Source organism: Pseudomonas sp. URMO17WK12:I11 (assembly GCF_007677725.1).
Taxonomy (GTDB): Bacteria; Pseudomonadota; Gammaproteobacteria; order Pseudomonadales; family Pseudomonadaceae; genus Aquipseudomonas.
Window position 1 is genome coordinate 282,699 of sequence record NZ_VEDF01000007.1, and the last position, 17,372, is coordinate 300,070.

Sequence of the window (17,372 nt, forward strand, 5' to 3'; positions counted from 1 at the left end):
GCCGTGCAAAGGTAAAATACACAGTCTAGTCCCGATTGAGAGAAGGTCATGGCCCACCCTTACAGCGCGCGCAGCCGCGCCATCGAACCCTTCCATGTCATGGCGTTGCTGGCGAGGGCCAATGAACTGCAAGCGGCCGGGCACGATGTGATCCACCTGGAGATCGGCGAGCCGGATTTCACCACGGCCGCCCCGATCGTCGCCGCCGGCCAGGCCGCCTTGGCCGCCGGGCATACCCGCTATACCGCTGCCCGTGGCTTGCCCGCACTGCGCGAGGCCATCGCGGGCTTTTATGCCCAGCGCTACGGCCTGGGCATCGACCCTGAACGGATTCTCATCACCCCGGGCGGCTCGGGCGCGCTGCTGTTGGCCAGCAGTTTGCTGGTCGATCCGGGCAAGCACTGGCTGCTGGCCGACCCAGGCTATCCGTGCAACCGCCATTTCCTGCGGCTGGTCGAAGGCGGTGCGCAGCTGGTACCGGTGGGGCCAGAGGTCAACTACCAGCTGACCGCCGAACTGGTCGCGCGGCACTGGGATGGCGATAGCGTCGGAGCGTTGGTCGCGTCGCCTGCCAACCCGACCGGTACGGTGCTGGATCGGCATCAGTTGGCCAGCCTGTCCCAGGCCACGCGGGAGCGACACGGTCACTTGGTCGTGGATGAGATCTACCATGGCCTGACCTACGGCATGGACGCGCCGAGCGTGCTTGAAGTGGATGACCAGGCGTTCGTCCTGAATAGTTTTTCAAAGTATTTCGGCATGACCGGATGGCGGCTCGGCTGGCTGGTGGCGCCACCTGGCGCCGTGGCCGATTTGGAGAAGCTGGCGCAGAACCTGTACATCAGTGCTCCGAGCATGGCGCAGCATGCCGCCTTGGCCTGCTTCCAGCCTGAGACATTGGCAATCTTCGAACAGCGCCGCGCCGAGTTCGCGCGTCGCCGCGACTACCTGTTACCCGCCTTGCGCGAGCTGGGCTTTGGCATTTCGGTCGAGCCTCAGGGGGCGTTCTACCTGTATGCCGATATCAGCGCCTTTGGCGGCGATGCGTTCAGTTTCTGCCGGCACTTCCTGGAAACCGAACATGTGGCCTTTACCCCCGGGCTGGATTTCGGTCGCCACCTGGCCGGGCATCACGTGCGTTTCGCCTACACCCAGAGCCTGCCGCGCCTTGAACAGGCGGTCGAGCGCATCACCCGCGGCCTGCGCAGCTGGCAGGAACAGCGATGATCTTTCCGGCACTTGAGCAAGGGCGCCTGCTGCGTCGCTACAAACGCTTCCTGGCGGATATCGAGCTGGCCAACGGCGAACAGCTGACCATCCACTGCCCCAACACCGGTTCCATGCTCAACTGCATGCGCGAAGGCGGGCAGGTGTGGTTCAGCCGTTCCAATGACCCCAAGCGCAAACTGCCCGGCACCTGGGAGATCAGCGAAACGCCCCAGGGCCGCCTGGCCTGCATCAACACCGGCAGGGCCAATGCCCTGGTAGAAGAGGCTTTGCGCGCCGGGGTGATCGAGGAGCTGGCCGGGTTTACCGCGCTCAAGCGTGAAGTCGCCTATGGCCAGGAGGGCAGCCGTGTGGACTTCCGTCTGGAGTATGCCGACGGCCCGGCCTATGTCGAGGTCAAGAGTGTCACCCTGGGTTACCCCGACAGCTCGGTCGCGGCCTTCCCTGATGCCGTGACTCAACGCGGGGCCAAGCACCTGCGCGAATTGGCAGCGCTGGCGCGCCAGGGCATCCGAGCTGTGCAGCTGTACTGTGTGAACCTGACCGGGGTCGATGCAGTGCGCCCGGCGGGCGAGATCGATGCTGCCTATGCCGATGCCCTGCGCGCAGCGGTGGCTGACGGCGTGCAGGTACTGGCCTACGGCGTGCGCCTGGACGCGGCGCACATCATCATCGACCGGCCATTGCCGGTCATACTGGAGACGTGAGCCAGAGACCCTGGGCGTTTTCGTGACAGTCGAGCGGCTCAAGACTGTCGCCCTCGCAGGGCCCGGCCACGCATTCGCCGCTTTCGATCAGAAACTGCGCTCCATGGTGAGCGCAGTGGATCAGGCTGGCGCTGGGGTCGAGAAAGCCATCGTCCGCCCAGTTCAGCGCGATGCCTCGGTGCGGGCAACGGTTGCGGTACAGATAGGCGCGGCCGTGGCGGCGCACCCCGAACAGCTCGATGCCGGCTACGCTGAAGGCGCGGCTATGGCCCTCGGGCAGCGCCGCTGAAAGACAAACAAGGTGCATGACTGCAAAGGCCTATCGAACAAAGGGTAGCTTGACGCGTCAATGCGAATAATTATCAAATCTCCGCACGCGCTGCGCCAGCCGCCTATGCTGCGTAGTTTTGCCGCGCGCTACAAGGCGTGCGGCCCGCCTTCAGAAGGAATTCGATGATGCGCCGACCTGCCGCCTTGCTTGCCCTGTGTACTGCCCTGGCGCTATCTGCCCAGGCCGTGGCTGCCGACCTGCCGCAGCGCTGGGTCAGTGCCGGTGGAGCGTTGAGCGAGTGGATCAGCGCATTGGGCGGTGAGTCTCGCCTGGTCGGTGTCGATACCACCAGCCAGTACCCGCAATCGCTGCGCGCCCTGCCGAGTGTCGGCTATCAGCGACAGCTCTCGGCCGAAGGCATTCTCAGCCTGCGCCCCGACCTGCTGGTGGGCACCGATGAAATGGGTCCGCCCCCGGTGCTGGCGCAGGTGCGCAAGGCTGGCGTGCAGGTCGAGGTGTTGTCCAGCCAGGCGACGTTGACTGCGCTGGATCACAACCTTGAGCAGTTGGGAGCCCTGCTGGGTGCGGCGGACACCGCTGCGCAACTGACGGCGCGTTACCATCAGCAAATCGAGGCCGTACAGCAGCAGGTCAGGCAGGCACAACAGCAGCACAAGGCGCCAGGGGTGGTGTTACTGGTAGGGCATGCCGGCACGAAGCCACTGATCGCCGGGCAGGGCACGGCGGGCGACTGGGTGTTGCGTCAGGCCGGCGCGCGCAACCTGGCCCAGCATCAAGGCTACAAGAACTTCTCCAGTGAGGCCCTGGCGGCCCTCGATCCGCAGGTGCTGGTGGTGTCCGACCGAGCGCTTGACGGTGAGCAGGCCTTGCCGGCGCTGTTCAAGGAAAACCCGGCGCTGGCGACATCGCGCGCGGTGCGGGACAAACGCGTCGTGGCATTGGACCCGACGCTGCTGGTGGGCGGGCTGGGTCCACGGCTACCGGCCACCCTGCAGGCGCTGGTCACGACGTTCTATCCGACCAGCGCTGCTCAATGAAGCAGCGGATTCGACCGCGCACGCTGTTTGTCATCCTTGGCGCGCTGTGCCTGCTTGCGGTCTGGCTGTCGCTGGCCCTCGGGCCTGTGAGCCTGCCGCTGATGGACACTGTGCGCGCCGGCTTGCGCCTGCTGGGGCTGCCGCTGGCGCCACAAGGCCTTGAGCAGGCTGAAATGATCCTCGGGCAGATCCGTCTGCCGCGGACCCTGTTGGGCTTGGCGGTGGGCGCGGTGCTGGCGCTGTCGGGGGTGGCGATGCAGGGTTTGTTTCGTAACCCCCTGGCCGACCCAGGGCTGGTCGGCGTCGCCAGCGGCGCGGCATTGGGTGCTGCCGTGGCGATCGTCGGCGGCAGCTGGCTGGGCGGCGTGGCGCCCTGGTTCAGCCCGTATCTGTTGTCGGTGTGCGCGTTCATCGGCGGGCTTGGGGTGACCGCGCTGGTCTATCGCCTGGGCCGGCGCGACGGGCAGACCCATGTCGCCACCCTGTTGCTCGCCGGCATTGCCTTGACGGCATTGGGCGGCTCGGCGGTGGGGTTGTTCACCTACCTGGCTGACGATGCCACCCTGCGTACCCTGACATTCTGGAACCTGGGCAGCCTCAATGGTGCCAGCTACGAGCGCCTCTGGCCGTTGTTGCTGATCACTGCCGGCGTCGCCCTGTGGCTGCCGCGCCGCGCCCAGGCGCTCAATGCCCTGCTGCTTGGCGAGTCGGAAGCTCGGCACCTGGGCATCGAGGTCGAGCGGCTCAAGCGCGAGCTGGTGTTCTGCACGGCACTGGGCGTTGGCGCAGCGGTAGCGGCAGCGGGGCTGATCGGCTTCGTCGGCCTGGTGGTGCCGCACCTGGTTCGACTGCTGGCTGGACCGGATCATCGCGTATTGCTGCCGGCTTCGCTGCTGGCGGGCGGGGCGTTGCTGCTGTTCGCCGACCTGATCGCGCGGCTGGCGTTGGCACCGGCCGAACTGCCCATTGGCATCGTCACCGCTTTCGTCGGCGCGCCGTTCTTTCTGTTGCTGTTGGTGCGAGGGCGTCATTGATGCTTGAAGTACAAGGTTTGCACCTGCGCCGCGGCAACAATGAGGTGCTGCAGGATATCAATCTGCAACTTGTGCCTGGCCAGGTGCTCGGCGTACTGGGGCCTAATGGCGCTGGCAAGAGCAGCCTGTTGAGTGTGCTGTGCGGCGAGCTGACGCCCGATCAGGGGCGGGTGACGTTGCAGGGCCAGGCGTTGGACGCCTGGCCCGGGCCAGCCCGCGCCCAGCGCCTGGCGGTGTTGCCGCAAATATCGAGCCTGGGCTTTGCCTTCAGTGTTCAGGAGGTGGTCGGCCTGGGCCGTCTGCCCCATGCCAGCGGCCAGCAGCGCGATCGCGAGATCGTCGAGGCGGCGCTGCGCGCGGCCGATGCCGGGCATTTGGTCGAGCGCAGTTACCTGGCGCTGTCCGGGGGCGAGCGCCAGCGGGTACACCTGGCCCGCGTCCTGGCTCAACTGTGGCCGGGCGAACAGGGCAGCACGCTGCTGCTCGACGAACCGACCTCGATGCTCGATCCGCTGCATCAGCACACCACATTGCAAGCGGTGCGCAGCTTTGCTGACCGTGGCGCGGCGGTGCTGGTGATTCTGCATGACCTCAACCTGGCGGCGCGTTACTGCGACCGTATCCTGTTGCTGCATCAAGGCCGCTGTCACGCCCTGGCCACACCCCAGGCGGTGCTCACGCCTGGCGCACTCGAAGCGGTGTTCGGCATTGACGTATTGGTGCTGCCTCATCCGGAGCGGGCTCACCCGCTGATCATCACTCGCTAAAAGAGGCGACCAGTAGCTCGGCTCGAGGGCTCAGTCGAGACACGGATCAAGCGCAAAAAATGCTGTTGCGCAGGCAAAAAAAGACCCGGCAAAAAGCCGGGTCAATAACCGTGATTAGCCTGATGAGGAGATAATCTAGCATCCGAACCAGGGACGCTTAGGTTACCCAACCAGTCTCGCGACCAGTTGTGATAATCATAACGATTCTCATTTCAGCGTCAATCCCTCTGACGCATTTATTTCGGATTTTTTTGCGCGGGGCTTTTCGCGTCCAGCTGTTGGTTCAGCGCCTGCTTGCGCTCGGCCGGCAAATCGTTCCAGTGCACGTCCAGCAACGCGCCTTCAATGGCATACAACAACACCTTGGAAGCTCGGAACCCCCGGGTCTTCACGGCCTGATAGGCACCGACCGCGCCCAGCCGGCGCAGGTCCGATGCGCTATGGATGCCAGCCGCATGCAGCCACTGCGCCGAGGTTTTGCCGAGGTTCTTCAGGTGCTGCAATTCATCGTTCATCGAGCCTCCTTGCGATGGCTGAACGGGTCGTAGGGATAAATCGCGAGCAGGTTTCACAGGAGTGTAGCGGGGGATGGAAATCGCGCGGCCTTTTGCCATCGACGACGATGAGCTGCCAGTGCCCGGCAAGCTGCAGGCACTGGCAGGCAAACCGCTTACAAACCCGGCAAGCGCTGGCGAATCTGCTCGATCACCTGGTCCATGCTGGCCGCTTCGTGGGTATCGACGCGGGTGCTGTGGCTCAGCTCGTCGGCAGTCAGCGGTTCGCGGCTGGCTTGTTGGGCTTTGACCACTTCCAGCGTGGCATCCGACGGGTCGGCGTTTTCGCCCTGGCGCTGCTCGAGCCAGCTGGCGATCACCGCGTCAGGTGCATGGCAGTCGAGGATCAGGAACGGCACGCCGGTCTCGCTGGCCACGGCTGCTGCTGCCTGGCGCTGTTCAGTCTTGAGGTAGGTGGCATCGAGCACCACCGGGAAGCCGGCGCGCAGGATCGTCGCGGCCAGTTCGTGCAAGCGCTGATAGGTCGCCACGCTGGCGTCACGGTCGTAGATGCCCGTGGCCAGTTGGCCGGCGTCCTGTTGCTGCTGCGCACCGAACAGGCGCTTACGCTCGACGTCCGAACGCACCCGGATCGCTCCCAGTGCTTCGACCAGGCGCATGGCCACGTGGCTTTTGCCCACGGCGGAAACACCATGGGTGATGGCCAGCAGGCGCGATGGAATGGCGCTGTAGCTTTCTGCCAGGTTGGCGTAGTTGCGGTAGGTACGCAGGGTGGTAGCACGCTGTACGCCCTCGGCATCGGCCGGCAGGCTGAACAGGGCGACCTTGGCCCGTACCAGGGCGCGGTAGGCTTTGTAGAAGTTCAACAGCTCAAGGCCCGCGTAATCACCGGTCAGTTCCAGGTACTGGCTGATGAATCGGCGTGCCAGGCACTTCAGGCCGCGATCCTCGAGGTCCATGGCCAGGAAGCCGACGTCGGCGTAGACATCGGTCAGGCGGAACGGCTCGTTGAACTCGATGCAGTCGAAGATCACCACCTTGCCGTCGATCAGCGTGGCGTTACCCAGGTGAATGTCGCCATGGCATTCGCGAATGAAGCCATTGGCCTTGCGCGTTTCGAGCAGACCGTGCAGGCGTTCGAAGCTGCTGCGCGCCCACGCTTGCAGGTTGTCCAGCTGTTGCAGGTCGGCTTTGTCAGTGAGGAACGGGCGGATCTGCTCGAAGTTCTGCTCCACCGGCGCCATGACGCTCTCAGGCGTGCCGAGTGGGTGCTCCGGCGAGACCTTTGGCGCTTGCAGGTGGAATTCGGCGATCTGCCTGGCCATCTGGTCGATATGCCCGGTGTGCAGCTCGCCATTGGCTTGCAAGGTGCTGAGCATCTGGCCTTGCGGGAACTGACGCATCTTCAGCGCATACTCGATCGGCGCGCCGTCACCGCCCAGTTGCGGCGCTTCGGCGCTCCCGGTGATCGGCAGTACTTCGAGGTACAGGCCCTCGGTGAGCCGCTGGTTCAGGCGCAATTCTTCGTTACAGAAATGCTGGCGTTGGTCCAGGCCGGTGAAGTCAAGAAAGCCGAAATTCATCGGTTTCTTGACCTTGTAGGCGTATTCGCCGGTGAGCAGAACCCAGGAGATATGCGTCTCGATGAGTTGGAACCCGTCCACGGGATGGGGATAGAGGGCAGGGTTCTGCAACGCGTTGATCAGGGTTTGGCTCACGGGCAATCCTTCCGGGCAGGGAATTCGAATGCGCCATTATGGTCAATGGTGCCGTCCCTGCCTACCGCCAGAGGGCGCCTGCCTCCCCTTTATAAAGTGCGTATAATCCGCGGCCATGACTCGAACTCGAAATTCCCGTACCCCTAAGAAACGCCCGACCGGCCGCTCCCGCGCCTGGCTGGGCTGGGCCTTGAAGCTCAGCCTGGTCGGTTTGGTGATCATCGCCGGCTTCGCGGTTTACCTAGATGCCGTCGTCCAGGAAAAGTTCTCTGGCAAGCGCTGGACCATCCCGGCCAAGGTGTATGCCCGGCCGCTGGAGCTGTTCACCGGCCAGAAACTGAGCAAGGCCGACTTCCTCACTGAGCTGGACGCCCTTGGCTATCGCCGTGAAAGCGCCGCCAATGGCCCGGGCGCTGCGGCGGTCAATGGCAACACGGTCGACCTCAATACCCGCGGTTTCCAGTTCTACGAGGGCATGGAACCGGCGCAATTCGTGCGCGTGCGCTTCTCTGGCGACTACGTGGCAGGCCTTGCCGGGGCCAATGACAAGAAGCTCGACGTGGTGCGCCTCGAGCCACTGATGATTGGTGGCATCTATCCGAAAAACCTCGAAGACCGCATTCTGATCAAGATCGACCAGGTGCCACCGTATCTGCTGGAAACCCTGGTAGCCACCGAGGACCGGAACTTCTACAGCCACTTCGGCGTGTCGCCCAAGTCCATCGCCCGTGCCATGTGGGTCAACACCTCATCGGGCTCGATGCGCCAGGGCGGCAGTACCTTGACCCAACAGCTGGTGAAGAATTTCTACCTGACCAGCGAACGTAGCCTCACGCGCAAGTTGACCGAAGCGATGATGGCCATGTTGTTGGAGATGCACTACGACAAGCGCGAGATTCTCGAGGCCTACCTCAACGAAGTGTTCGTCGGCCAAGACGGTCAGCGCGCGGTGCACGGCTTCGGTCTGGCCAGCCAGTTCTTCTTCAGCCAGCCGCTGGCAGAGCTCAAGCTGCACCAGATCGCCTTGCTGGTAGGCATGGTCAAGGGGCCTTCCTACTACAACCCACGGCGCTACCCGGAACGCGCGCTGGCGCGGCGTAACCTGGTGCTCGACCTGGTTGCCGAACAAGGCGTGGCGAGCCAGGCCGAGGTCGATGCAGCGAAGAAGATGCCGCTTGGCGTGACCAAGCGCGGCAGCCTTGCCGACAGCTCGTTCCCGGCCTTCCTCGACCTGGTCAAGCGGCAGTTGCGCCAGGACTACCGTGATGAAGACTTGACCGAAGAAGGCCTGCGCATCTTCACCAGTTTCGACCCGATCCTGCAGATGAAGGCCGAGACGTCCATGAGCGAAACCTTCAAGCGCCTGGCGGGGCGCAAGGGTGCCGACGAGGTGGAATCGGCGATGGTCGTGACCAATCCGGAAACCGGTGAGGTGCAGGCCCTGATCGGCAGCCGTCAGTCGGGCTTCGCCGGGTTCAACCGGGCCATCGATGCGGTGCGTCCCATTGGCTCGCTGGTCAAGCCGGCCGTGTACCTGACGGCCTTGGAGCAGCCGAGCAAGTACACCCTGACCAGCTGGGTTCAGGATCAACCGTTCTCGGTCAAGGGCGCCGACGGCCAGGTCTGGCGTCCGCAGAACTACGACCGGCGTGCCCACGGCACCATCTACTTGTATCAGGGCCTGGCCAACTCGCTGAACCTGTCTACCGCCAAGCTCGGCCTGGAAGTGGGCGTGCCGAACGTGATCAAGACCATTGGCCGCCTGGGTGTCAATGTCGACTGGCCGGCGTTCCCGGCCATGTTGCTCGGTGCCGGCGGCATGTCGCCGATGCAAGTTGCGACCATGTACCAGACCATCGCCAACGGCGGCTTCAACACGCCGATGCGCGGTATCCGCAGCGTGCTGACGGCCGAGGGCGAGCCGCTCAAGCGCTATCCGTTCCAGATCCAGCAGACCTTCGACCCAGGTTCCATCTATCTGGTACAGAACGCCATGCAGCGGGTCATGCGCGAGGGCACCGGGCGCTCGGTCTACAATGTGCTACCCAAGACCCTGACCCTGGCGGGCAAGACCGGCACCAGCAACGACTCGCGTGACAGCTGGTTCTCCGGCTTCAGCCAGGACCTGCTGGCCGTGGTGTGGATGGGCCGTGACGACAACGGCAAGACGCCGTTCACCGGTGCCACCGGTGCGCTGCAGGTCTGGACCAGCTTCATGAAGAAGGCCGACCCGCTGCCGCTGGACATGCCGCAGCCGGATAACGTGGTGCAGGCCTGGATCGATCCCTACAGCGGCCAAGGTTCCGACGGTAGCTGTCCGGGCGCGGTGCAGATGCCGTATATTCGCGGCAGCGAACCGCCGGCCGGGGCAACCTGCGGCGGCGAGCAGACTCCCGTGGATTCGGTGATGGACTGGGTCAAGGGCTGGATGAACTGAGCCTTGAACAGCATTGATGAGGTGTGAATTGAATAAGTGGCTGTTTCCTGCCGTGACGGCACTGGTGGTGCTGCAAGGTTGCTCCACCGTGCAACGTGGCAACATTCCGGTAGTGGATTCGAGCACGCGGGTGTCCAACAGTGAGCGTGTCCAGGCCACCCGCGGCGCGGCAGGCGCGAACACCGGCACAGCGCGAGCGCAGTCGTTGCCCGAGGATTCCGGCGTGACCGTGATGATTCCCCAGGGCGCTGGCGCCAGCGGTATCCAGACGTTCCCGGCAGGCAACGCCGCAACGCCGATCAGCACGGCGCCGATCACCCCGGGGCCGGTGACCTCGGCTCCGATGACCACCAACCCGAACCCGATCGCCGACGAGCCGTTCGACATCGCGTCGATGAACAGCACCGCCCCGGCGGCCAGTGCCCCGACCGGGATTCCACGCACTACCGCGCCTGCGGGTGGTTTGTCCGCCGATGAGCAGCTCGACGGCCCGGTGTTGGCATTGCTGACCACGGCGCAAAGCCAGCAAGGCAGCGGCGACTTCAATGGCGCCGCCTCAAGCCTGGAACGCGCCCAGCGCATCGCCCCGCGCGAGCCGCAGGTGCTGTTCCGTCTGGCCCAGGTGCGCCTGTCCCAAGGCGACGCGGCGCAAGCCGAGCAACTCGCTCGACGTGCCCTGACCTACGCCAACGGTCGCCCGGACTTGCAGGCCGAGCTGTGGAACACCATCGCCCAGGCCCGCGAGAAGCAGGGCGACAGTGCCGGTGCTGCGCTGGCCCGGCAAAAGGCGCGGGTCAGCTCATGAAGGTCGAACAACGCGTGCTGGATATCGCCGATCACCTGCTGCTCATCGAGCGAGAGCTGCAGGTGCAGGGTTGGTGGGCAGACGAGCCGCCAAGCGACGAAGCCTTGGCCAGCACGGTGCCGTTCGCGGTCGACAGCCTCAGCTTCGAGCAGTGGCTGCAGTGGATTTTCCTGCCGCGCATGAAGATCATCATCGAGCTCGGCCATCCGCTGCCCAATGCCTCGAGCATCCTGGTGATGGCGGAAACGGTGTTCGTCAATCGGCCGGAGCAGAGCCGTGAGCTGCGCCGACTGTTGGCAGCATTCGACCAATTGATCGCGCCTTCCGCCTGATTTCTTCGGTTTTTCCGTCAAGGGCCGCAGATTGTGGCCCTTTTTTATGGAAAAGTTATTTTTCCTGCTGCTGACATGGTTTTTCGTGGTGGCGGTGATTCATCTTGAGGAAAAATTGGCAATAATTTTTCTTGACTTGTAGGCGCCAAATCACAAGAATCCAGTTTCCGCTGTAGAGGGACTGCCAGAAGCAGACCCGCTAGGCAGATCATGAGGCGCACACCCGCGCCGACCTGTTACACCCCGCAACGCGTTACCTCGCGCTGGGTGGGAAAACCCCGCAACACTCTGGGGCGCTCCCAATACTTGCTCAGTCAGTGCTGACGTTCGCTCATGCTCTGCTTGGCAGTAAACCTATTAAGACCCGTCCAAGAGGGCGGTATTCTGGCGTTTTAGAGGTGAACAACGTGGAGCTTTTATCTGGCGCTGAGATGGTCGTCCGCTTCTTGCGTGACGAAGGCGTTAAGCACATCTACGGGTACCCTGGTGGTGCTCTCCTTCATGTTTACGACGCGCTGTTCAAAGAGCCGGAAGTCGAGCACATCCTGGTTCGCCATGAGCAGGCGGCAACCCACATGGCCGACGGCTATGCCCGCGCCACCGGCAAGGCCGGTGTCGTGCTGGTGACCTCCGGTCCAGGCGCGACCAATGCCATCACCGGCATTGCCACGGCCTACATGGATTCGATCCCGATGGTCATCCTGTCCGGCCAGGTGCCCAGCACCATGGTCGGCACCGATGCCTTCCAGGAAACCGACATGATCGGTATCTCGCGGCCGATCGTGAAGCACAGCTTCATGATCAAGCACCCGACCGAGATTGCCGAAGTACTCAAGAAAGCCTTCTACCTGGCGCAATCCGGTCGTCCAGGTCCGGTCGTGGTCGACATTCCAAAAGACATGACCAACCCGGCCGAGAAGTTCGAGTACGTCTACCCGAAGAAGGTCAAGCTGCGCTCCTACAGCCCGGCTGTTCGTGGCCACTCCGGTCAGATCCGCAAGGCCGCCGAAATGCTCCTCGCGGCCAAGCGCCCGATCGTCTATGCCGGCGGTGGCGTCATCCTCGGCGGCGGCTCCGATGCGCTGACCGAAATCGCCCGTTCGCTGAACCTGCCGGTTACCAACACCTTGATGGGCCTGGGTTGCTACCCCGGTAGCGACCGCCAGTTCCTCGGCATGCTCGGCATGCACGGCAGCTTCACCGCTAACATGGCCATGCACAACGCCGACGTGATCTTCGCCGTTGGCGCGCGTTTCGACGACCGTGTGGTCAATGGCCCGGCCAAGTTCTGCCCGAACGCCAAGATCATCCACGTCGATATCGACCCGGCATCGATCTCCAAGATGATCAAGGCCGACGTACCGATCGTTGGCCCGGTCGACAGCGTGCTCAGCGAGATGCTCGGCATTCTCAAGGAAATCGGCGAGCAGCCTGACAAGGCGGCGCTCGATGCCTGGTGGAAGCAGATCGACGAATGGCGTGGTGATGGTGAGTTGTTCCCGTATGACAAGGGCGACGGCAATGTCATCAAGCCGCAGAAGGTCATCGAGACCCTCAGCGAAGTGACCCATGGCGATGCCTTCATCACTTCCGATGTGGGTCAGCACCAGATGTTCGCGGCGCAGTACTACCGCTTCAACAAGCCGAACCGCTGGATCAACTCCGGTGGCCTGGGCACCATGGGCTTCGGCTTCCCCGCGGCGATGGGCATCAAGCTCAACTTCCCGGATCAGGACGTGGCCTGCGTGACCGGCGAGGGCAGCATCCAGATGAACATCCAGGAGCTGTCGACCTGCATGCAGTACGGCCTGCCGGTGAAGATCGTCAACCTCAACAATGGGGTGCTGGGCATGGTCCGCCAGTGGCAGGACATGGCCTACAACGGTCGTCACTCGCATTCCTACGTCGAGTCGCTGCCTGACTTCATCAAGCTGGCCGAGGCCTATGGTCATGTGGGTATCCGCATCACCAGCCTGAAGGATCTCAAGCCCAAGCTTGAAGAGGCGTTCGCGATGAAGGACCGTCTGGTGTTCATCGACATCGCGGTCGACCGCAGCGAGCACGTCTATCCGATGCAGATCAAGGATGGCTCGATGCGTGACATGTGGCTGAGCAAGACGGAGCGTACCTGATATGCGGCACATCATTTCCCTGCTGCTGGAAAACGAACCCGGTGCTTTGTCTCGCGTGGTCGGCCTGTTCTCCCAGCGCAACTACAACATTGAAAGCCTGACCGTGGCACCGACCGAAGACCCGACCCTGTCGCGTCTGACGTTGACCACCGTGGGCCATGACGAAGTGATCGAACAGATCACCAAGAACCTCAACAAGCTGGTCGAAGTGGTCAAGCTTGTCGACCTGTCGGAAAGCGCTCACATCGAGCGTGAACTGATGTTGGTCAAGGTCAAGGCCACCGGTGCCCAGCGTGCCGAGATCAAGCGCACCACGGACATCTTCCGTGGCCAGATCGTCGATGTGACCGCCAGTGTGTACACCGTGCAACTGAGTGGCACCAGCGACAAACTGGACAGCTTCATCCAGGCCATCGGCACTGCATCGATTCTCGAAACCGTGCGCAGCGGCGTTACCGGCATCGGCCGGGGCGACAAAGTGCTCAGCATCTAAATTCAACAATTAGCAATGGCTCCGCAGGGGCCGAGATATAACCAGGGGTATTTCATGAAAGTTTTCTACGATAAAGACTGCGACCTTTCCATCATCCAGGGTAAGAAAGTCGCCATCATCGGTTACGGCTCCCAAGGTCACGCCCAGGCGTGCAACCTGAAGGACTCCGGTGTAGACGTCACCGTCGGTCTGCGTAAAGGTTCGGCTACCGTTGCCAAGGCCGAAGCCCACGGCCTGAAAGTTGCCGACGTGGCTTCCGCTGTCGCCGCTGCTGACCTGGTCATGATCCTCACCCCGGACGAATTCCAGGGCACCCTGTACAAGAACGAGATCGAGCCGAACATCAAGAAAGGCGCAACCCTGGCCTTCTCCCACGGCTTCTCGATCCACTACAACCAGGTCGTGCCACGCGCTGACCTGGACGTGATCATGATCGCGCCAAAAGCCCCAGGCCACACCGTACGCTCCGAGTTCGTCAAAGGCGGCGGCATCCCTGACCTGATCGCCATCTACCAGGATGCTTCGGGCAACGCCAAGAACGTCGCCCTGTCGTACGCTGCAGGCGTCGGTGGCGGCCGTACCGGCATCATCGAAACCACCTTCAAGGACGAGACCGAAACCGACCTGTTCGGTGAGCAGGCCGTTCTGTGCGGCGGTACCGTCGAACTGGTCAAGGCCGGTTTCGAAACCCTGGTCGAAGCGGGCTACGCCCCAGAAATGGCCTACTTCGAGTGCTTGCACGAGCTGAAGCTGATCGTTGACCTCATGTACGAAGGCGGCATCGCCAACATGAACTACTCGATCTCCAACAACGCCGAGTACGGTGAGTACGTCACCGGCCCGGAAGTCATCAACGAAGAATCCCGCAAGGCCATGCGCAATGCGCTGAAGCGCATCCAGGACGGCGAATACGCGAAGATGTTCATCTCCGAAGGCGCGACCAACTACCCATCGATGACCGCCAAGCGTCGCAACAACGCCGCGCACGGCATCGAGATCATCGGCGAGCAGCTGCGCTCGATGATGCCTTGGATCTCGGCGAACAAGATCGTCGACAAGTCCAAGAACTAAGTCGCATCGCCACATGAAAAACGCGGCTTCGGCCGCGTTTTTTCGTTCTGGCAGCCAGCATCTGGTATAAAGCAGACCAGTGGCCTGCTGTCAGAACCTGTTTCGCAGGCCCGTGTCGAACATTTTCCATCCTGCTGCAAGGTACCCTCCATGAGCGAACGTCACGAAGAGCCGAACAAGCCCTCCGACGCCGAAAGCCTGCTACCTGTCGATGAGCACGTTGAAGAAGGGCATGACGACGAGGGGCGCAAGGTGCGCCACCGCGGCATCTATCTGCTGCCCAACCTGTTCACCACCGCCAACCTGTTTGCCGGCTTCTATTCCATCATCAGCTCGATGAACGCGCAGAGCGCCCTGAGCGCCGGTGACCCGCGCGAAGCGAGCAAGTATTTCGCCTTTGCAGCCATCGCCATCTTCGTGGCCATGGTGCTCGACGGCCTGGATGGCCGTGTAGCGCGCATGACCAATACCCAGAGCGCCTTCGGCGCCGAGTACGACTCGCTGTCGGACATGGTTGCCTTCGGTGTCGCGCCAGCGCTGCTGGCCTTCGGCTGGGCGCTGGGTGACATGGGCAAGGTCGGCTGGATGGTCGCTTTCATCTATGTGGCCGGCGCAGCGCTGCGCCTGGCACGCTTCAACACCCAGGTCGGTACCGCCGACAAGCGCTATTTCATCGGCCTGGCCAGCCCGGCAGCGGCCGGTGTGGTGGCAGGGACCGTCTGGGCGTTCAGCGACTTCGGCATCCAGGGGTCGAAGCTGTCGTTCCTGGTGGCCCTGCTGGTAGCTGCCGCTGGTATGCTGATGGTCAGCAACATCAAGTACAACAGCTTCAAGGAACTCGATCTCAAGGGCCGTGTACCCTTTGTCGCGATCCTGGCTGTGGTGCTGGTGTTCGCCGTGGTGTTCAGCGACCCGCCGCGCATCCTGCTGCTGATCTTCCTTGCCTACGCGGCATCGGGTCCGATCCAGTTCCTGCTGCGCACGCGTCGACGCAAAGGGTAAAAATCGCTTAATGCTGGAATAACCCTCCGGCTCCACAGTCTTACAGGTACATTCGTTCCCTGTGCTGTGGAGCCGCCCATGCTCATCAAGCTTGCCAAACCCTCCGACTGCCAGGCAGCGGAGATCACGCCAGAAAGTCTCTATCTCTCCCGTCGCACGCTGCTGGGCGGCTCGCTCGCAGGTGTTGCCTTGGCTGCATTGCCGGGTGCAGCGACGGCGGCCGACGCTTCGCGCTATGCCGACGTCAGCGCCGGCGCAGCGCCGGCCTGGTTCACCGACAAGCTCGGGTCTGCGCAGTGGCAGGCGGTCACCGTGAAGAACGAGGCGATCACCCCGTTCAAGGACGCTACCCACTACAACAACTTCTATGAGTTCGGGCCTGACAAAGGCGACCCTGCAGCCAATGGCGCCAGCTTGAAGACCGAGCCGTGGTCGGTGGTGGTCGATGGGGAGGTCGGCAAGCCGGGGCGCTATGCCCTCGAAGACTTCGTCAAACCCTACCAGCTGCAAGAGCGCATCTACCGACTACGCTGTGTCGAGGCCTGGTCGATGGTGATTCCGTGGCTGGGTTTTCCGTTGGCCGACGTGCTCAAGCAAGTTGAACCCACGTCAAAGGCGCGTTATGTACGCTTCGAAACGCTGAGCGATCCGCAGCACATGCCGGGGCAGCGTTCAGGTTTCGCCTTGATCGACTGGCCCTACAGAGAAGGGCTGCGCCTGGACGAAGCCATGCATCCCTTGGCGATCCTGGCGGTGGGTATGTATGGCCGCGAGCTGCCCAATCAGAACGGCGCACCCTTGCGCCTGGTGGTGCCGTGGAAGTACGGGTTCAAGAGCATCAAGTCGATCGTGCGCATCAGTCTGGTCGCAGAGCAGCCGGGCACTACCTGGCAGGGGCTGGCGCCGGAGGAGTATGGCTTCTATGCCAACGTCAACCCGACCGTCGACCATCCGCGTTGGACACAGGCGCGCGAGCGGCGCTTGCCCAGTGGCTTGTTCAGCCCGAATGTGCGCGAAACGCAAATGTTCAACGGCTACGCAGACGAAGTAGCCTCGTTGTACGCCGGGCTCGATCTGCGGAAGAACTACTGATGCGTTATCCCTGGTTTAGGCTGGCGATCTTCGTGGTGGGCTGCCTGCTCCCGGCGTGGTGGCTGTACGAGGCGGCGGTAGGCGCCTTGGGACCAGACCCTGGCAAGATCCTGATGGACCGGCTCGGGCTTGGTGCGCTGACCTTTCTGCTGGTGACGCTGGGCATGACGCCGCTGCAAAAAGTGTCAGGGTGGTCGGGCTGGATCGTGGTGCGTCGGCAGTTGGGGTTATGGGTGTTCGCTTACATCGTGTTGCACATCCTGGCTTATCTGTTCTTTATCCTGGGGTTGGATTGGGGGCAATTGGCGGTCGAGCTGCGTAAGCGGCCGTACATCATCGTCGGCGCTCTTGGCTTTATGGGGTTGCTGGCGCTGGCAGCGACCTCTAATCGATACAGTCAGCGGCGCTTGGGCGTGCGCTGGAAGAAACTGCACAAGTTGGTGTACGTGGTGCTCGGACTGGGGCTGTTGCACTTTTTATGGATCGTGCGCTCGGACCTGCGCGAGTGGGCGATCTACGCTGTCATCGCCGTGCTGTTGATGGGGTTGCGCGTGCCGGTGGTGTCTCGATCACTGCCACGGTTGTTCAACAAGGCTGCTCGGCGGGCATGAGAGGGCATGTCCGGCTGGTCGCAAATAGATGAAATTAAAGGTTGACGCCCTCTCGAATCCCCTTATAATGCGCCCCACTTCCAGCGACAACGGAACGAGA

Annotated in this window: 17 protein-coding genes; 14 read left to right on the plus strand and 3 right to left on the minus strand. The window is 62.8% G+C overall.

The genetic code is table 11. The annotated features are described in order from the left end of the window. Positions 1 to 48 precede the first annotated feature (48 nt). Both FS665_RS15695 and sfsA read left to right on the plus strand, forming a co-directional pair. The gene (locus FS665_RS15695; RefSeq protein ID WP_145190226.1) at positions 49 to 1,227 is read left to right on the plus strand and encodes a pyridoxal phosphate-dependent aminotransferase; all 1,179 of its coding nucleotides are present in this window, start codon (positions 49 to 51) and stop codon (positions 1,225 to 1,227) included. Beyond that, positions 1,224 to 1,934, plus strand: a complete 711-nt coding sequence (sfsA, locus tag FS665_RS15700) for a DNA/RNA nuclease SfsA (RefSeq protein ID WP_145190230.1) — start codon at positions 1,224 to 1,226, stop codon at positions 1,932 to 1,934. Before FS665_RS15695 ends, sfsA begins: the two co-directional genes overlap by 4 nt. On the opposite strand, the gene FS665_RS15705 is transcribed toward sfsA, so the two are convergent. Then, a complete protein-coding gene (locus tag FS665_RS15705; RefSeq protein WP_145190233.1) occupies positions 1,918 to 2,241 on the minus strand; it encodes a Rieske (2Fe-2S) protein in 324 nt (107 codons plus the stop codon). The genes sfsA and FS665_RS15705 overlap by 17 nt on opposite strands. Before the next feature lie 146 nt (positions 2,242 to 2,387). Here FS665_RS15705 and FS665_RS15710 point away from each other — a divergent pair, with 146 nt between their 5' ends. Genes FS665_RS15710 through FS665_RS15720 form a run of 3 tightly spaced genes read left to right on the plus strand, consistent with a single transcriptional unit; the run spans position 2,388 to position 5,064 of the window. Next, on the plus strand, positions 2,388 to 3,263 hold the full coding sequence (locus FS665_RS15710) for a hemin ABC transporter substrate-binding protein (RefSeq protein WP_145190236.1): 876 nt from the start codon (positions 2,388 to 2,390) through the stop codon (positions 3,261 to 3,263). Positions 3,264 to 3,313: 50 nt separating this feature from the next. Beyond that, positions 3,314 to 4,297 (plus strand): iron ABC transporter permease, encoded by a 984-nt coding sequence (locus tag FS665_RS15715; RefSeq protein WP_178108358.1) that lies wholly within the window; start codon positions 3,314 to 3,316, stop codon positions 4,295 to 4,297. Continuing rightward, on the plus strand, positions 4,297 to 5,064 hold the full coding sequence (locus tag FS665_RS15720; protein WP_145190242.1) for a heme ABC transporter ATP-binding protein: 768 nt from the start codon (positions 4,297 to 4,299) through the stop codon (positions 5,062 to 5,064). Before FS665_RS15715 ends, FS665_RS15720 begins: the two co-directional genes overlap by 1 nt. A gap of 236 nt (positions 5,065 to 5,300) precedes the next feature. Here the strand turns inward: FS665_RS15720 and FS665_RS15725 are convergent, their stop codons facing one another. Then, positions 5,301 to 5,579 (minus strand): TfoX/Sxy family protein, encoded by a 279-nt coding sequence (locus FS665_RS15725; protein WP_145190244.1) that lies wholly within the window; start codon positions 5,577 to 5,579, stop codon positions 5,301 to 5,303. Positions 5,580 to 5,734: 155 nt separating this feature from the next. Then, complete coding sequence (locus tag FS665_RS15730; protein ID WP_145190248.1) at positions 5,735 to 7,297, minus strand: bifunctional aminoglycoside phosphotransferase/ATP-binding protein; 1,563 nt, start codon at positions 7,295 to 7,297, stop codon at positions 5,735 to 5,737. A gap of 115 nt (positions 7,298 to 7,412) precedes the next feature. On the opposite strand from FS665_RS15730, the gene mrcB reads away from it, so the two are divergent. The 9 genes from mrcB (at position 7,413) to msrQ (ending at position 17,272) form a co-directional block, all read left to right on the plus strand. Continuing rightward, positions 7,413 to 9,734, plus strand: a complete 2,322-nt coding sequence (gene mrcB / locus FS665_RS15735) for a penicillin-binding protein 1B (protein WP_145190251.1) — start codon at positions 7,413 to 7,415, stop codon at positions 9,732 to 9,734. Between the two features lie 16 nt (positions 9,735 to 9,750). Further along, the gene (locus tag FS665_RS15740; protein WP_145190254.1) at positions 9,751 to 10,539 is read left to right on the plus strand and encodes a M48 family metallopeptidase; all 789 of its coding nucleotides are present in this window, start codon (positions 9,751 to 9,753) and stop codon (positions 10,537 to 10,539) included. Beyond that, a complete protein-coding gene (locus tag FS665_RS15745; RefSeq protein ID WP_145190257.1) occupies positions 10,536 to 10,871 on the plus strand; it encodes a YqcC family protein in 336 nt (111 codons plus the stop codon). Before FS665_RS15740 ends, FS665_RS15745 begins: the two co-directional genes overlap by 4 nt. Positions 10,872 to 11,278: 407 nt before the next feature. Further along, positions 11,279 to 13,003, plus strand: coding sequence for an acetolactate synthase 3 large subunit (locus FS665_RS15750; protein WP_145190260.1), 1,725 nt, complete (start codon positions 11,279 to 11,281; stop codon positions 13,001 to 13,003). A 1-nt stretch (position 13,004) separates the two neighbouring features. Beyond that, a complete protein-coding gene (ilvN, locus tag FS665_RS15755) occupies positions 13,005 to 13,496 on the plus strand; it encodes an acetolactate synthase small subunit (protein ID WP_145190263.1) in 492 nt (163 codons plus the stop codon). Between the two features lie 54 nt (positions 13,497 to 13,550). Continuing rightward, positions 13,551 to 14,567, plus strand: a complete 1,017-nt coding sequence (gene ilvC, locus FS665_RS15760) for a ketol-acid reductoisomerase (RefSeq protein WP_145190267.1) — start codon at positions 13,551 to 13,553, stop codon at positions 14,565 to 14,567. A 150-nt stretch (positions 14,568 to 14,717) separates the two neighbouring features. Then, positions 14,718 to 15,569, plus strand: coding sequence for a CDP-diacylglycerol--serine O-phosphatidyltransferase (gene pssA / locus FS665_RS15765; RefSeq protein WP_145190270.1), 852 nt, complete (start codon positions 14,718 to 14,720; stop codon positions 15,567 to 15,569). 78 nt (positions 15,570 to 15,647) lie between these two features. Next, the gene (gene msrP / locus FS665_RS15770; RefSeq protein WP_145190273.1) at positions 15,648 to 16,661 is read left to right on the plus strand and encodes a protein-methionine-sulfoxide reductase catalytic subunit MsrP; all 1,014 of its coding nucleotides are present in this window, start codon (positions 15,648 to 15,650) and stop codon (positions 16,659 to 16,661) included. Next, positions 16,661 to 17,272: a protein-methionine-sulfoxide reductase heme-binding subunit MsrQ gene (msrQ, locus tag FS665_RS15775; RefSeq protein ID WP_145190275.1), complete on the plus strand. Its 612-nt coding sequence runs from the start codon at positions 16,661 to 16,663 to the stop codon at positions 17,270 to 17,272. Before msrP ends, msrQ begins: the two co-directional genes overlap by 1 nt. The last annotated feature ends 100 nt before the right edge of the window (positions 17,273 to 17,372 follow it).

Bases quoted from the DNA above. Each gene is read 5' to 3' on its own strand.
- FS665_RS15725 (WP_145190244.1), bottom strand. From the start codon at position 5,579: ATGAACGATGAATTGCAGCACCTGAAGAACCTCGGCAAAACCTCGGCG.
- FS665_RS15710 (WP_145190236.1), top strand. From the start codon at position 2,388: ATGATGCGCCGACCTGCCGCCTTGCTTGCCCTGTGTACTGCCCTGGCG.
- msrP (WP_145190273.1), top strand. From the start codon at position 15,648: ATGCTCATCAAGCTTGCCAAACCCTCCGACTGCCAGGCAGCGGAGATC.
- FS665_RS15720 (WP_145190242.1), top strand. From the start codon at position 4,297: ATGCTTGAAGTACAAGGTTTGCACCTGCGCCGCGGCAACAATGAGGTG.
- pssA (WP_145190270.1), top strand. From the start codon at position 14,718: ATGAGCGAACGTCACGAAGAGCCGAACAAGCCCTCCGACGCCGAAAGC.
- FS665_RS15745 (WP_145190257.1), top strand. From the start codon at position 10,536: ATGAAGGTCGAACAACGCGTGCTGGATATCGCCGATCACCTGCTGCTC.
- mrcB (WP_145190251.1), top strand. From the start codon at position 7,413: ATGACTCGAACTCGAAATTCCCGTACCCCTAAGAAACGCCCGACCGGC.
- ilvC (WP_145190267.1), top strand. From the start codon at position 13,551: ATGAAAGTTTTCTACGATAAAGACTGCGACCTTTCCATCATCCAGGGT.
- FS665_RS15695 (WP_145190226.1), top strand. From the start codon at position 49: ATGGCCCACCCTTACAGCGCGCGCAGCCGCGCCATCGAACCCTTCCAT.
- ilvN (WP_145190263.1), top strand. From the start codon at position 13,005: ATGCGGCACATCATTTCCCTGCTGCTGGAAAACGAACCCGGTGCTTTG.
- sfsA (WP_145190230.1), top strand. From the start codon at position 1,224: ATGATCTTTCCGGCACTTGAGCAAGGGCGCCTGCTGCGTCGCTACAAA.
- msrQ (WP_145190275.1), top strand. From the start codon at position 16,661: ATGCGTTATCCCTGGTTTAGGCTGGCGATCTTCGTGGTGGGCTGCCTG.
- FS665_RS15705 (WP_145190233.1), bottom strand. From the start codon at position 2,241: ATGCACCTTGTTTGTCTTTCAGCGGCGCTGCCCGAGGGCCATAGCCGC.
- FS665_RS15740 (WP_145190254.1), top strand. From the start codon at position 9,751: ATGAGGTGTGAATTGAATAAGTGGCTGTTTCCTGCCGTGACGGCACTG.